Origin of the sequence: Companilactobacillus mindensis DSM 14500 (assembly GCF_001434275.1) — a bacterium.
In the GTDB taxonomy this organism is placed as follows: domain Bacteria; phylum Bacillota; class Bacilli; order Lactobacillales; family Lactobacillaceae; genus Companilactobacillus; species Companilactobacillus mindensis.
In genome coordinates this window covers 1-14,383 of sequence record NZ_AZEZ01000053.1, presented here as the reverse complement: position 1 = coordinate 14,383, position 14,383 = coordinate 1, and the positions used below count along the sequence as shown (strand labels likewise).

Here is a 14,383-nt window from a genome sequence, read left to right as displayed (position 1 = left end):
GACAATATGCCAGAAATGCCAGAAGTAGAAACGGTTAGACGTGGTTTGATCGAAAATGTTCAAGGTCGCAAAATAACTCATGTTGAGATCCGCTATCCTAACTTAATTACTGGGGATGTCGAACAATTTATTGAATTCGTCACCGGCAGTACGATTCAAGGTATTGGCCGTCGGGCTAAATTCTTGTTGATCCATTTGGATAATGGCTATACAATAATCAGCCATTTGCGCATGGAAGGTAAATACCGAATATCCGCTGATCCTAGTGCAATCGATAAACATTCGCACGCTATTTTTAGTTTGGACAATGGTCAAAAATTAATTTATAATGATGTCCGCAAATTTGGCCGGATGCAACTGTGGAATACCGACGATTTGGCTAACAATAAGTCGATTGCCAAATTAGGCCCGGAACCTTTGTCAAAAGAATTTACATTTGCCAATTTAAAGCCTAGAATAGTTCGACACCGTAAAGATATTAAGACTGTCTTGTTGGACCAAACGGTCATGAGTGGCTTAGGAAATATTTATGTCGATGAGATCTTGTGGAAAGTTAAGATCCATCCAGAAACGCCGGCTGATCATTTGAGTGATCTCGACATCCAAAATATTATTGAAGCTTCCAATACGGAGATGCAAAATGCCATCGCCGCTGGTGGCTCAACGATTCGGTCGTATCTCGATGCCAATGGTCATAAGGGCAATATGCAAAATAGTCTCAAGGTCTATGGCAAAGAGAAAACTCCTTGTCCACGTTGCGGAACTGAAATCGTTAAAATCAAAGTCGGTGGACGGGGTACGCATTTTTGTCCGCACTGCCAGGTAGTCAAATGAGTAAGATCTACGGTCTGACTGGTGGAATTGCCGCTGGAAAATCGACTGTCCGGAAGCTTTTTTCTGATCATGGTTTTCAAGTGTTTGATGCTGACAGCGTGGCTAGAGAAGTTGTCGTACCAGGATCGATTGGATTACAACAGATTGTGGACCAATTTGGTAGCAAGGTACTAAAGTCAGATGGTTCTTTGGATCGAAAGCTTTTAGGTTCGATCGTCTTCAGTGATCCACAACAATTACAGAAATTGAATCATATTACTCGACCATTGATCAAAACCAAAATTTTAAAAATGATTTCAGCAGTAAAAAAATCCTCCAGTCCAACAATTACTATCTTTGAGATCCAATTGTTGTTTGAAGGAAATTATCAGCAGTATTTTGACGGCGTTATTAGTTTGTATGTGGACCCAGAAGTACAGCTACGTCGTTTGATGGAACGAAATAATTTAACAAAAAAAGTTGCTTTGGAACGAATCAATTCACAAATGCCGATGGAGCAAAAGCGCCAGAAGGCTGATTTTGTGATTGATAATTCAAAGGATTTAACGCATCTTGCAAGTGAATTTGCACAGTTAATATCACAACTTTAATTAAGAAAAGAGGTTGGAATTTTGATTTGTCCACATTGTCACCATGATTCATCAAAAGTTATCGACAGTCGTCCTAGCGATGAAGGCCGAGCAATCAGAAGACGCCGTGAGTGCGAGTATTGCGGAACAAGATTCACGACATTTGAAAGATTAGAAAAATCACCACTATTAGTCATCAAGAAAAACGGCAACCGCGAAGAATTCAGTCGTGAAAAGTTACTAAGGGGCTTAGTTCGTGCGGCTGAAAAACGTCCGGTAACCATGGATCAAATGAACGATATCGTTGATAAAGTTGAAAATGAGATCCGGGCTACTGGCGAAAGTGAAGTTCGTTCACAGATCATTGGTGAACATGTTATGAAAATTTTGGCCAAAGTTGATGATGTAACTTACATCAGATTTGCAAGTGTCTATCGCGAATTCAAAGACATGAACGGTTTCATGCAAGAAGTCCACGAAATGATGGCTAATGGGAAAGATATCGATAAGAAATAAGGGGTGAGCCAGTGGTTACAAATAATTTTGCGTCAGAAAAGTTTACGCCATTAGTCGGTTATTGGTGTTTGCCTAGTGGTCATTTGAATGATGATGACCGTCACGTTTTAACTGATTTATATTTGCCAATTCTCGGAACAGAGGCGTTCAGTCTGTATCTTCTGTTGTGGGAAAAAATTCCTAACAAAGAATTGATCACGCAGCGAAAGAGTCATGCAGAGTTGATGAGTCTGTTGGGAATTGACTTGAAACGCTTTTATGAAGCCCGTATCAAGGCTGAGGCTTTAGGATTGATAAGAACTTTTCAAAAGAAAGACAACTTAGGCACATATTATATTTATCAATTGTTTGAACCCTTGTCACCAGATGAATTCTTCAAAGATGATCTAATGAGTATTTTCTTGTACGAACAAATCGGTGAGAGTAAGTATCATTTATTGGCTGATAAATATATGCATTCAGAGTTGATTTTAAAAGATTCTCACGAGATCACCAAAGAATTTTTGGAAGTCTTCAATTTGAGCAGCAATGATTTGATCAACACACCGACGGAAGTTAGAAATACGCAAGGAAACTTTCAAACTACCCCTAAGACTAAGAAACCAACTTTAAGTGCCGAAGCGACATCGCAATTGGATTGGGAATTGATTACGGATCGAATTGAGCAGTTGTATAAGATCCAACCGGATGATCTTTTGGCAAATCAAGAATTGATTTTAAACTTGCATGCTTTTTACGGTCTAGATGAGATTGCTTTGATCAATGTTATCGGTAAAACTTGTGATATCGTCAATAACAAAATCGATCCGGACCGTTTGAAAAAAGTTGTTCAAGACCGTTTTGAAAAGAATGCTAACATCTCAGTCAAACGTCAAACTGAAGTGGAGCCAAAAGAAGAGACGGCAACGACTAGCAGCAATTTCAATCGGGCCGATCAGTTGATCTTGCAACAAGCTAAATCAATGACTCCGGCGGACTTTTTAACGGCTCAAAAGCAAAAGAGTGGCGGCTTCGTTGGAACGGTGGAGTCACGAGCCTTGCGTGATATGGCGATGAAAACAGAATTGTCAGCAGCTGTTTTGAATATTATGGTTTATTATATTTTGCAAAATTCACCAGCTTTGACTTTGCCACTGATGGAGACGATGGCCAACGATTGGCAACAAAACGAGGTTCATACGCCAGAACAAGCACTACAACGGATCACTGACTTTCAAACTAAGCCTCGTAGCCCCAAACGCCGTTATAATAACAATCGGCCCCGCAAGGTCGAGCAAGCTACTGACTGGAGCAAAGTAAAATCCAACGTTCCAGACCAGCACGATCCACAAACAAGTCGCAACGATTTACAAGACCGCTTGCAACGACTTAGAAATAAGGATAATTAAGTATGGAAAATTTAGGAAACAGATTAGCGGAATATTTAAATTCTAAGAATTTAACAGCTGATTATCGTCGCTTACTCAAGGAATCTTTAGCAGATCCTGATGTACAACGATTTTTGAAGGAAAATAGCGACAAGATCAATCCTGATGCTATTTCGACTAGTGCCGCTAGTATTTATGAATTTTACAACAACAAACATCATCAAAGTGAATTAACTAAAGGATATGCCCCACGTTTAGTCGTCAGCAATCACAATATTGAGGTAGCCTATTATCCCAATCAACGCACGCAAAACCGTGAAAAACGTAGCCAATATGAATCAGGCTTCGTTTTGATGGATATGGCTAATGATGTTCGCCAAGCCAAACTTGATGATTACAACGGAACTGGCCGAGAGGAAGCACTTGGTAAAGCTTTGGACTTTATCGACAATTATTTGCATCAAAAAAGTTTCACGCCAGGATTATATTTGGCAGGGGACTTTGGTGTAGGTAAAACCTATCTCTTAGGCGCAATCGCCAATGAATTGTTCAAGCACGATGTGCACACGACTCTGATGCACTTTCCAACTTTTGCCATCGAAATGAAAGATTCGATCGGTCAGAACAATGTTTTGGCTAAAGTTAATAAGATCAAAGGCGCTGAGATTTTGATGTTGGATGATATTGGAGCAGATACAATGTCCAGCTGGATCCGAGATGAAATTTTAGGTGTGATCTTGCAATATCGAATGCAGGAGAATTTGCCAACCTTCTTTTCATCCAATTTTTCAATGAAAGAATTGGAACAACACTTGTCAGTCAACCAACGTGGCGAAGAGGAGCCTGTCAAAGCAAAGCGCATCATGGAGCGGGTCAAGTACCTTTCACGAGAAGTGATTGTGACTGGTCCTAACAGAAGAAATAAAAATTAACTTGCAATTCATGAAAATAAATGTTTCAATAAAGCCATGAAAGATAACACTTCGGTTCTATTCAGGGAGGGTACGGTCACTGAAAGCTTACCCATTACTGGAGTTACCACTTTCACATAAAATTGTATAATTGTCGGCTACATTATAGCTATAACGAGAGAAAACTGTTATTTGTTGTACAGTTTTAAAGTGGGTGGAACCGCGTAGAAAATACGTCCCTGAAGTATGCACATATTTAGATATATGGATATACTTCAGGGACGTATTTTTTTGTTATCAAAATTTAGGAGGAAATAGTCTATGTCAAAAATCAAGTTAACATTCCCAGATGATTCAGTTAAGGAGTTTGACGAAGGCACAACTACTCTTGATGTTGCTAAATCAATCAGTACATCACTAGGTAAAAAAGCTGTTGCTGGTAAACTTAACGGTACTTTAGTTGATCTTGAAAGTCCTATCAAACAAGATGCTAAAATCGAAATCATTTCAGGTGAAGATGAAGAAGATGCACAAAAGGTATTGAGAAATACTGCTGCATTGGTATTCTCTGCCGCTGCTAAGAATTTCAAAAAAGATCTTCACTTCGGTGAAAAGCAAGCCAACGCTGATGGCTTTTACGTTGATACTGATGATGCTAATGGTCAAATCAGTGTTGATGAATTAAAGGAAATCACAGCTTTGATGAACAAGATCATCAAGAACAACGATAAGATCGAAAGATCAATGATGGACAAGGATGCTTTGGCAGATATGTTCAAAGATGACCCATACAAGTCATCACTTATCGCTGCAATTGAATCAGTTCAAATTCCTGTATACACATTGGACGGTTTCGTTGACTTTGGTTATGACGCAGTTCTAAACAACCTCAAAGCATTGAAACACTTCGAATTGCTTTCAGTTGCCGGTGCTTATTGGCAAGGTAAGTCAAGTAACCCAATGCTACAAAGAATTTATGGTACAGCTTTCTACAAGGAAGATGGACTAAAGGCTGACCTCAAACGTCGTGCTGAAATCAAAGAACGTGACCACAGAACAATCGGCCGTGACCTTGACTTGTTCTTCGTTGATCCCGAAGTTGGTGCTGGTCTTCCATACTGGATGCCAAATGGTGCTACTATCCGTCGTGTCATCGAAAGATACATCATCGATAAGGAAGTTGCTTGGGGCTACAAACACGTTTACACACCAATCCTTATGAACTTGAATGCTTACAAGACTTCAGGTCACTGGGAACACTACCGTGAAGACATGTTCCCACCAATGGACATGGGTGATGGCGAAATGCTTGAACTACGTCCTATGAACTGTCCTTCACATATCCAAATTTACAACCACCACAACCGTTCATACAGAGACTTGCCTCTACGTATCGCTGAACTTGGTATGATGCACAGATATGAAAAATCAGGTGCATTGAGTGGTCTACAACGTGTTCGTGAAATGACTCTAAACGATGGTCACACATTCGTAGCTCTTGACCAAATCCAAGAAGAATTCAAACGTACACTACAATTGATGGTTGAAGTTTATAAAGACTTTGATATCAACGATTACACATTCCGTCTAAGTTACCGTGATCCTGCTAACACAGAGAAATACTTCGATGACGATGAAATGTGGAACAGATCACAATCAATGCTTAAAGCCGCTATGGATGACCTTGGCTTGAAGTATTACGAAGCTGAAGGTGAAGCTGCTTTCTACGGTCCAAAGCTTGATGTTCAAACAAAGACAGCTCTTGGTAACGAAGAAACATTGTCAACAATCCAACTTGACTTCATGCAACCAGAGAAGTTCCAACTAACATATGTTGGTGCTGATGGTAAAGATCACAGACCTGTTATGATCCACCGTGGTATCGTTTCAACTATGGAAAGATTTATTGCTTACCTAATTGAAATTTACAAGGGTGCATTCCCAACATGGTTGGCTCCTACACAAGTACGTATTATTCCTGTTAACCAAAAGCTTCACTCAGACTACGCTAACGAAATTCTTTCTGAATTACGTGCTAAGAACATTCGTGCCGAAGTTGATGACCGTGATGAAAAGATGGGTTACAAGATCCGTGATTCACAAACAATGAAGATTCCATACACAGTCGTTGTTGGTGATGACGAAACTAAGGATGCTACTGTTTCCGTCAGAAAATATGGTGAGGAAGATTCAGCTTCAGAAAATGCTAAGATGTTCGTAAGTTCTGTTGTAGCTGATATTGCTAACTATTCACGTAAAGATGTTACTGATAAATCAGACAAATAATTTTAAATAAAAGAGGCTCTATCCTTTTGGATAGGGTCTTTTTTTGCTTATAATAGGTGTGAATTTAAAAAAGAAGGCAATGATAATGGATATTAAAAGCAATAATCTGATCAAGAGTTTAGGGCAGGTCTATCAAAATCCCAATGTCAAACAGGATGCCGACTTGAGCAAATTGCTCGAAGAGTGCGTTCGTCCGTTGATGAATAACAATGACGATAAAGTTTACTTTGAAGTGATCGACAAACTATCCAATGGTATCTCAAAGTATTATTCATCACGTCGTCAGACTGCTCCCCAAGAGTTCATGGATCTTTATGACCAAGTCAAAAAAGATGTACCTAAGAAGAGTGCTGATGGCAAAAGATTACGTCGTGAATTTGAAGCTACTGGACTTGTAGCGATTGGTATCTAAATACTTTCTTCCTATATAAATGGATCTTTCAAGTGAAGGTCCTTTTTTTCTTGTTTAAAATTGATAATTTAGTTTATATTGACAAAGTTGCATGTTACTGGTACACTATCTAAGTGTTGAGATTAAGCAGAAGCGCCCGCTTCTCACCTATGCAATTGCCTCTAGGTTAATACGATTGCGTAAATATATAGTGGGCATGCTTGTGCAGCCTGCTTTTTTAGTGGGCTAAATTACTCTGGAGGTATCTACTTATAGCAAGAGAAGCAAGAGAACAATTATTAAATGATCAAATACGTGCCAAGGAAGTTAGATTGATTTCTGAAACTGGGGATCAACTTGGTGTTAAGCCATTGTCAGTAGCACTGAACTTAGCAGCGAATGCCAATATGGACTTAGTCCTTATGTCACCCAATGCTAAACCACCAGTTGCCAAAATTATGGATTATGGTAAATACAAGTTCGATCTTCAAAAGAAGGATCGTGAAGCACGCAAGAGACAAAAAACTGTTAGTCTAAAAGAAGTACGTTTGAGTCCAACTATTGAAGCCAATGACTTTAATACCAAGCTTAATAATGCTCGTAAGTTTTTAGCTAAAGGTGATAAAGTCAAAGTTTCTCTTCGCTTTAGGGGTAGAGCAATTACTCATAAAGAGATAGGTAAGGAAGTCTTAGACAAGGCTGCTGAGGAATTGAAAGATGTTTCGACAGTAGTATCAAGACCTAAGATGGACGGTCGTAGTATGTTCTTGATGCTTGATCCAATTAACGCTAAAGACAACAAAAAGAAAAAATAGTGGAGGGATTTTCATGCCTAAACAAAAGACACACCGCGCATCAGCAAAGAGATTCAAGAAGACTGCTAATGGTGGCTGGAAGAGAATGCACGCTTACACAAGTCACCGTTTCCACGGTAAGACTAAGAAACAACGTCGCCAATTGGCTAAGCCAGGTATGGTTAGCTCAAGTGATATGAAACGTATCAAACAAATGTTAGCTACATACTAATTATTTATTCTTTATAATCAAAAGGAGGAGTCATTATGCCACGTGTAAAAGGTGGAACAGTAACTCGCAAACGTCGTAAAAAGGTTTTAAAATTAGCTAAGGGATATCGTGGTTCAAAACATATCACTTTCAAAGCAGCACACACACAAATCATGGTTTCATACCGTTATGCATTCCGTGATCGTCGCCAAGTTAAACGCGACTTCCGTAAGATCTGGATTGCCAGAATCAATGCTGCTGCAAGAATGAACGAAATCAGCTACAGCAAACTAATGCATGGTTTGAAATTAGCTAACGTTGACATCAACCGTAAGATGTTAGCTCAAGTTGCTATTGAAGATCCAAAGGCATTTACAAGTTTAGTAGATACAGCTAAGAAAGCCTTAGCTTAATTTTAAAACGTAATTTGGATATGAAGCCAAATTACGTTTTTTTACTAATAGCAGAGATGAGGATTAAATTATGTTTAAACCATATATTATGCTTGATAAGATCACTGATATTGATGTCAATAGTTTAAGAAACCTTGGCATTACAACTATCATGACAGATTTAGACAATACGCTTTTGCCATGGAACAGCAATAAGTACGATTTATCACTTCGTAAGTGGCTTAATACAATGGCATTAAATAATATCGAGGTTATGATCGTATCTAACAATAGTTATGAACGAGTGGAAAAAGCAGCTCGCGAGTTGCCAGTAAGCATCGTCGCTCGAGCCGTTAAACCTTTGCCATTCGTGATCATGAGTCATATTAAAGAAGAAAATATCAACCCCGAAGACGTTTTGTTCGTCGGCGATCAAGTCATGACTGATGTTTTGGCGGGGAACATGGCTAAGTTGAAGACCGTTTTGGTCAAACCATTAGTAAACACAGATGCAAAGAAAACCCGTGTAAATAGATTTTTTGAACGTCCCATTTTAAAAGCGATGCAAGCACGTGATAAGAATTTATATTGGAAGGATTCATTAAATGACAGAAAATAATGAAAAGTTGTACTGTATGGGATGCGGTGCGCAAATTCAAACAGAAGATAAAGACAAACCAGGTTATGTTCAAGCAGCTACTTTGAAGAAGTATCTTGAAAGCGACGATGAGAATGCAGAATTATTCTGTAAAAGATGTTTCAGATTGAGAAACTACAATGAGATCACTGACGTTGATGTTGACGATGACGATTTTTTGAAGTTGTTGGACTCGATTTCTGAAAAAGATGCTTTAGTAGTTAACGTAGTCGACATTTTTGACTATGAAGGTAGTGTGATCCCTGGTTTACAACGTTTTGTTGGTGACAAGAAGATCTTAGTTGTCGGAAATAAAGTCGATTTATTGCCTGGCTCAGTCAACACCAACCGTCTTTTGAACTGGTTGCAACAAAAGAGTAAAGAGAATGGTATCAAGTCAGTTGATCAGATCATGGTTTCTGCCGTCAAAGGCACAAACATTGATGAATTGATGGATATGATCGAAAAGTATCGTGACGGTAAGGATGTTTATGTCGTCGGAACCACTAACACTGGTAAGTCAACTTTGATTAACCGGATCATCAGTGCCAACTCAGATGTTAAGGACTTGATCACAACTTCAAGATTCCCTGGCACAACTCTTGACCGTATCGATATTCCTTTGGACGACGGCCATTATTTAGTCGACACACCAGGTATTATCCACCGTTACCAATTGGCTCATTTCTTGAACGCTAAAGATCTCAAGACGGTAACGCCTAAGAAGCCTTTGCGTCCAGCTACGTTCCAATTGCGTGATGGTCAAACGATCTTTGTTGCCGGATTAGCACGCTTTGATTTTCTAGATTACAAGACCAATGTAACTTTCTACGTCAATCAAAATTTACCATTGCACAGAACTAAGACGGTCAACGCCGATGAGTTCTTTAATAAGCACCGAACAGACATTTTGATGCCACCAACTGATGTCAAAGATTTTCCTGAGTTTAAGAGTCAAATCTTCTCAGCTAAAGAAAAATCCGATATCGTTATCAATGGTTTAGGCTGGTTGACGATCCCAGCTGGTGCCAAAGTGAAAGCTTACGCTCCAGACGGAGTCCATGTCTCAATTCGTACAGCAATTATTTAAGGAGAAACCTATGATTATTAAAGGTAAAAAGAACCGTTATTTGAGAAGTCAAGCTGCTACTATGAAGCCAGTTTTACAAGTTGGCCGTGAAGGTATCAGTGAAAATCTTTTGAATCAATTTGAAGTTTTGATCGAAAAGAATGAATTGATCAAGATCTCATTGCTACAAAACACAGCGGTTGAACCAAAAGATTTGATCGATGCTTTGAATGAATTCGATGAAAACATCGTGCCAATTCAAACAATCGGTTCAAAGATGATTTTTTATAAGAAAGCTTCAAAGATCAAAAATCGTAAATATTCAATTGAATTAGAAAAAATGTAAATTTAAGTGATGAGATTATGAATACGAATACTCAGAAACAATTGTTAACTAAAGAAAAACTAGCTTTTCACAGTAATTTGCCTAAGCGTCACATAGGTATTCTTGGGGGAACTTTCAATCCGATCCACCTAGGACATTTAGTGATTGCGGAACAAGTCTATGAGCAGCTGTGTTTGGACAAAGTTTTATTCTTGCCGGACAAAATTCCACCCCACCGTGGAGTGAAGAAAACTATTCCGGATATCAAATCTGACGACCGGATCAACATGATCAAACTTGCAATTCGCGACAATCCACATTTTGACTTAGACATGACCGATATTAGACGTGGTGGCGTCAGCTATACTTATGAGACCATTCAATTATTGAAGGATCTGAATCCTAATACGGAATATTACTTTATCATCGGTGGCGACATGGTTGAGAATTTGCCCAAGTGGGCTCATATTGACGAATTAGTTCAGATGGTACATTTTGTGGGAGTTTGCCGAAAAGGTTTTGAGAAAAAGTCGAAATATCCTATACTTTGGGTGAACACACCTGAACTAGAGATCAGTTCAAGTATGATTCGCCAAAAGGTAAAAAATGGCCAGTCGATCAAATATCTGGTTCCAGATGATGTCGCTTGGTACATAAATGATAGGGGACTTTACAATGACTGAATTTAATTATGATGACATCCAAAGTAACTTGGACCGAAACGAGATCGTTGTCAGAATGCAAGATACGTTGAGTGACTTTCGTTATACGCACTGCTTGCGAGTTGAAAAGGTTTGTCGAGCCTTGGCAGCTGAGTATAATGGTGATGTATCAAGGGCCGGTTTAGCAGGCTTGTTGCACGATTATGCGAAAGAACGCAGCGACCAAGAATTCATTGATGAGATCAAGAATAAAGATTTGGACCCTGAATTGTTGAACTATAATAACGCTATTTGGCACGGAATCGTCGGTGCTGAGATTATTAAAGATGAGTTGGGTATTTATGACGAGGATGTTTTAAACGCCATCAGAAGACACACTGTGGGATCAACCAAGATGACTCAAGTCGACAAATGCGTCTTTGTCGCAGATTTTATCGAGCCAAAGCGGGATTTCCCAGGAATTGATGAGGCTAGAAATTATGCTGATAAATCTTTGGATTCTGCAGTGGCTTTTGAATTGAAACATTCTTTGCAACACTTAGTAAGTAAAAATAGAGAAATTTATCCAGAAACTTTTAAAAGTTATAACTATTGGATCACTAAAGGAGATTTATAATTTGGACTCAAAGAAAATAATGGAATTAGCTGTAAAAGCAGCCGATGAAAAACATGCAAATGACATCAAAGTTTTGAATATCAGTGAAGTAAGTATTATGGCTGACTATTTTGTCATCATGGATGCTTCTTCACAACGTCAAGTTGACGCTATCGTTCAATCAGTTTTGGACAAAGCCGGTGAAAATGGCGTTGATGTAGGCCACGTCGAAGGTAACCGGAACTCTGATTGGGTATTGATCGATCTTCATGATGTAATTATTCATGTCTTTACTTCAGAACAACGTGATTTCTACAACCTTGAAAAGCTTTGGTCAAATGCTAAAGAAGTCGATATTTCAAGTTTGGTAACTGAATAATGGTCTACAATTCGTTTGCACGTGTTTATAGTGAATTGATGGACGATTCTTTGTACGCTAAATGGGCAGAATATGTCGAAAATCAAACTGCAAAAGACAGTAAAAGTCTCTTAGACGTTGCTTGTGGGACAGGGGATCTGACGATCCTTTTGGCTGACAAATTCAACGTGACAGGGACCGATCTTTCAGAAGAGATGTTAAAGATTGCAGCTGAAAAAGCTAATAAAGCTAACAAAGAAATTCCTTTTGTTCAAAGCAACATGATGGATCTTTATGAATTTGGCCAATTTGATGTCATTACTTGTTTTGACGATTCGATCTGTTACCTCAAGGATGAAGATGAATTGGCGATTGCTTTCAATCAAGCTTACCAACACCTCAATCAAGGTGGAAAGTACTTATTCGACGCTCATTCGCTCTATCAAATGAACGAAGTATTTCCTGGCTACATGTTCAACCATCGTACGGAAGATTCAGCTTTTATGTGGAACAGTTTTGAAGGCGAATATCCTAACAGTATTGAACATGAATTGACCTTCTTTAATTGGGACGAAAAAATCAAAGGCTATACGGTCAAAACTGAGTTGCACAAAGAAAGAACTTATCCAACCGAGACATTTGTGGCAATTTTGAAAGATATTGGTTTTAAAAATATTTCAGTCAGTGCTGACTTTGGCGAATCATCAGTTGCAGACGACTCAACTCGTTGGTTCTTCTCAGCCGAAAAATAAGAGGATTCTATGACAGGAGTTTATGGTTTCGTTGCCGAATTCAATCCGTTTCACAATGGACATAAATTATTCATTGAACAAATCAAACAAAAATATCATCCTGATGTTCTAATTGCCGTAATGTCTGGCAATTATGTGCAACGGGGTGATATTGCCATTTTAGATAAGTGGGACCGAGCTCAACTGGCAGTTGATAGTGGTGTAGATCTGGTAGTCGAATTGCCGTTGGCTTACGCAGTCGAACCGGCCGAACTTTTCGCTAAAGGTGCAATTAGTTTGCTGCATGATTTGGGAGTTGAAACGCTAGTCTTTGGAACTGAGCAACAGGTTGATTTTATCGAGATAGCTAAAAAAATCTTGCAGGCTGATAAAACTTTTCAACAAGATTATCGGCAGAATTCTGCTACGAATCTGACTGACTTTTATCATTCGGTGGGTATCGATATAACAAGTTTGCCAAATCAGTTATTGGGCTTGAATTACGTTGCTCAAATCGTGAAGCATGATTACGCAATCGATGTCAAGACCATTCAACGAATGCCTAGTGATTTCAGTGCGACAAGGATTCGAAATAACTTGGCTCAAAATAAATCAGTCGACGGTTTAGTATCCGAACAGACTCGCTCGATGTTAGAAAATAACCGATCAGTCACGTGGGATGATTACTTCATGTATTTGAAGTATCAACTGCTCAATTCGTCGCCAGAAGAGTTGCGGACAGTCTACCAGATGGTCGAAGGCTTAGAGAATAAGTTTCAGAAGAGTCTGAATAACAGCGATGATTTTACTGAATTTATTGGACAAGTTAAGTCCAAACGTTACACGATGGCACGCCTCAGACGTTTGATGATTTACACATTATTGAACGTTAAAGAATCGGAAATTAATAATGTTTATAAAAATCCTTATTTGAGAATATTAGGATTCGATCGAGTAGGTCAGAATTATATGCGAACTTTGAAGAAAAAGACGCAATTGATCACTCGGGTCGGAAAGAAAGAAACAACTACGCTTGCTTTGGAGATCAGGGCCGATAAAATTTTCCAACTGGTCACCAAGCAGGAACAAAATTTTGGAAAAATACCTTATATGAGAGGGGTAAATTAATGCTAAATTGGGATGTTCAAGATGTTCGTCGCTACAAAGACAAACCTTTTGAATTTAAAGAATCACTCGATTTGACGAAGGAACTCAAAACGCGTTCGGATGAAGTTTTGGATGCTGAAAAAGTCGAAGTTGCTGGACAATTGTTCAACGACCACGGCCTAGTTATCTCTGATGTGAAAGTAAAAACGACTTTAAAAGTACCATCAACTAGAAGTCTTTTGCCAGTTGAATTGCCAATGTCTATCAGAATCAATGAAGTTTATAATATTGATAATGTTTCAGATGAGGATTTGGAAGACTACGATGTTGTGATTCCGATCGACGACGACAATCCAACGATCAATGTTTATGAGTCGATCATTGATAATATTTTATTGAGTATTCCTTCAAAAGTTTTGACTAAGAAGGAACAAGAAGAAAATATTATGCCATCAGGCAAAAACTGGGAAGTTATCTCTGAAGATGACTTCAACAAGCAAAAAGAAGAAGACCACGTAAATCCGGAATTTGCAAAGTTAAAAGATTTATTTAAAAATAATAATGAAAAGGAGTAAAGTGCTTCATAATTGTTAGACAAGAAATCTAACAGTTATGGAGCCTTTTTTGT

The 14,383-nt window shown here is 38.7% G+C and carries 19 protein-coding genes; all 19 read left to right on the top strand.

Annotated elements, in window-relative coordinates; all coding sequences use genetic code 11:
* Positions 1 to 6: 6 nt before the first annotated feature.
* The 19 genes from mutM to FD29_RS05045 all read left to right on the top strand — a co-directional run bounded on the left by mutM (position 7) and on the right by FD29_RS05045 (position 14,330).
* On the top strand, positions 7 to 834 hold the full coding sequence (mutM, locus tag FD29_RS05135) for a DNA-formamidopyrimidine glycosylase (protein ID WP_057887885.1): 828 nt from the start codon (positions 7 to 9) through the stop codon (positions 832 to 834).
* Positions 807 to 1,424: a dephospho-CoA kinase gene (gene coaE, locus FD29_RS05130; protein ID WP_235804264.1), complete on the top strand. Its 618-nt coding sequence runs from the start codon at positions 807 to 809 to the stop codon at positions 1,422 to 1,424. The genes mutM and coaE overlap by 28 nt, the downstream gene beginning before the upstream one ends.
* Positions 1,425 to 1,445: 21 nt before the next feature.
* Positions 1,446 to 1,919 (top strand): transcriptional regulator NrdR, encoded by a 474-nt coding sequence (gene nrdR / locus FD29_RS05125; protein WP_057887883.1) that lies wholly within the window; start codon positions 1,446 to 1,448, stop codon positions 1,917 to 1,919.
* An 11-nt stretch (positions 1,920 to 1,930) separates the two neighbouring features.
* Positions 1,931 to 3,307, top strand: a complete 1,377-nt coding sequence (locus FD29_RS05120) for a DnaD domain protein (protein ID WP_057887882.1) — start codon at positions 1,931 to 1,933, stop codon at positions 3,305 to 3,307.
* A gap of 2 nt (positions 3,308 to 3,309) precedes the next feature.
* The gene (gene dnaI, locus FD29_RS05115) at positions 3,310 to 4,218 is read left to right on the top strand and encodes a primosomal protein DnaI (RefSeq protein WP_057887881.1); all 909 of its coding nucleotides are present in this window, start codon (positions 3,310 to 3,312) and stop codon (positions 4,216 to 4,218) included.
* Between the two features lie 300 nt (positions 4,219 to 4,518).
* Positions 4,519 to 6,483 (top strand): threonine--tRNA ligase, encoded by a 1,965-nt coding sequence (gene thrS, locus FD29_RS05110; protein WP_057887880.1) that lies wholly within the window; start codon positions 4,519 to 4,521, stop codon positions 6,481 to 6,483.
* Between the two features lie 85 nt (positions 6,484 to 6,568).
* Positions 6,569 to 6,895: a bacteriocin immunity family protein gene (locus tag FD29_RS05105; RefSeq protein ID WP_057887879.1), complete on the top strand. Its 327-nt coding sequence runs from the start codon at positions 6,569 to 6,571 to the stop codon at positions 6,893 to 6,895.
* 251 nt (positions 6,896 to 7,146) lie between these two features.
* Positions 7,147 to 7,689: a translation initiation factor IF-3 gene (gene infC / locus FD29_RS05100; RefSeq protein WP_057887878.1), complete on the top strand. Its 543-nt coding sequence runs from the start codon at positions 7,147 to 7,149 to the stop codon at positions 7,687 to 7,689.
* A 13-nt stretch (positions 7,690 to 7,702) separates the two neighbouring features.
* Complete coding sequence (rpmI, locus tag FD29_RS05095) at positions 7,703 to 7,900, top strand: 50S ribosomal protein L35 (RefSeq protein ID WP_025084493.1); 198 nt, start codon at positions 7,703 to 7,705, stop codon at positions 7,898 to 7,900.
* Between the two features lie 35 nt (positions 7,901 to 7,935).
* Positions 7,936 to 8,292: a 50S ribosomal protein L20 gene (rplT, locus tag FD29_RS05090; RefSeq protein ID WP_041499548.1), complete on the top strand. Its 357-nt coding sequence runs from the start codon at positions 7,936 to 7,938 to the stop codon at positions 8,290 to 8,292.
* Positions 8,293 to 8,362: 70 nt separating this feature from the next.
* Positions 8,363 to 8,890: a YqeG family HAD IIIA-type phosphatase gene (locus FD29_RS05085; RefSeq protein ID WP_057887877.1), complete on the top strand. Its 528-nt coding sequence runs from the start codon at positions 8,363 to 8,365 to the stop codon at positions 8,888 to 8,890.
* Positions 8,877 to 9,998 carry a ribosome biogenesis GTPase YqeH gene (gene yqeH, locus FD29_RS05080; RefSeq protein ID WP_057887876.1) on the top strand — a complete coding sequence of 374 codons (1,122 nt, stop codon included), beginning with the start codon at positions 8,877 to 8,879 and terminating at the stop codon, positions 9,996 to 9,998. Before FD29_RS05085 ends, yqeH begins: the two co-directional genes overlap by 14 nt.
* A 10-nt stretch (positions 9,999 to 10,008) precedes the next feature.
* Positions 10,009 to 10,323, top strand: coding sequence for a YhbY family RNA-binding protein (locus FD29_RS05075; protein WP_057887875.1), 315 nt, complete (start codon positions 10,009 to 10,011; stop codon positions 10,321 to 10,323).
* A gap of 17 nt (positions 10,324 to 10,340) precedes the next feature.
* Positions 10,341 to 10,985, top strand: a complete 645-nt coding sequence (locus FD29_RS05070) for a nicotinate-nucleotide adenylyltransferase (protein ID WP_057887874.1) — start codon at positions 10,341 to 10,343, stop codon at positions 10,983 to 10,985.
* Positions 10,978 to 11,580 (top strand): bis(5'-nucleosyl)-tetraphosphatase (symmetrical) YqeK, encoded by a 603-nt coding sequence (gene yqeK, locus FD29_RS05065; protein WP_057887873.1) that lies wholly within the window; start codon positions 10,978 to 10,980, stop codon positions 11,578 to 11,580. The genes FD29_RS05070 and yqeK overlap by 8 nt, the downstream gene beginning before the upstream one ends.
* Position 11,581: 1 nt before the next feature.
* Positions 11,582 to 11,938, top strand: a complete 357-nt coding sequence (gene rsfS, locus FD29_RS05060; RefSeq protein ID WP_186810608.1) for a ribosome silencing factor — start codon at positions 11,582 to 11,584, stop codon at positions 11,936 to 11,938.
* Entirely contained in the window at positions 11,938 to 12,669 is a 732-nt protein-coding gene (locus FD29_RS05055; RefSeq protein WP_057887872.1) for a class I SAM-dependent DNA methyltransferase, read from the top strand. Before rsfS ends, FD29_RS05055 begins: the two co-directional genes overlap by 1 nt.
* A gap of 9 nt (positions 12,670 to 12,678) precedes the next feature.
* Positions 12,679 to 13,776: a nucleotidyltransferase gene (locus FD29_RS05050; protein WP_057887871.1), complete on the top strand. Its 1,098-nt coding sequence runs from the start codon at positions 12,679 to 12,681 to the stop codon at positions 13,774 to 13,776.
* The gene (locus FD29_RS05045; RefSeq protein ID WP_057887870.1) at positions 13,776 to 14,330 is read left to right on the top strand and encodes a YceD family protein; all 555 of its coding nucleotides are present in this window, start codon (positions 13,776 to 13,778) and stop codon (positions 14,328 to 14,330) included. Before FD29_RS05050 ends, FD29_RS05045 begins: the two co-directional genes overlap by 1 nt.
* Positions 14,331 to 14,383: the final 53 nt, after the last annotated feature.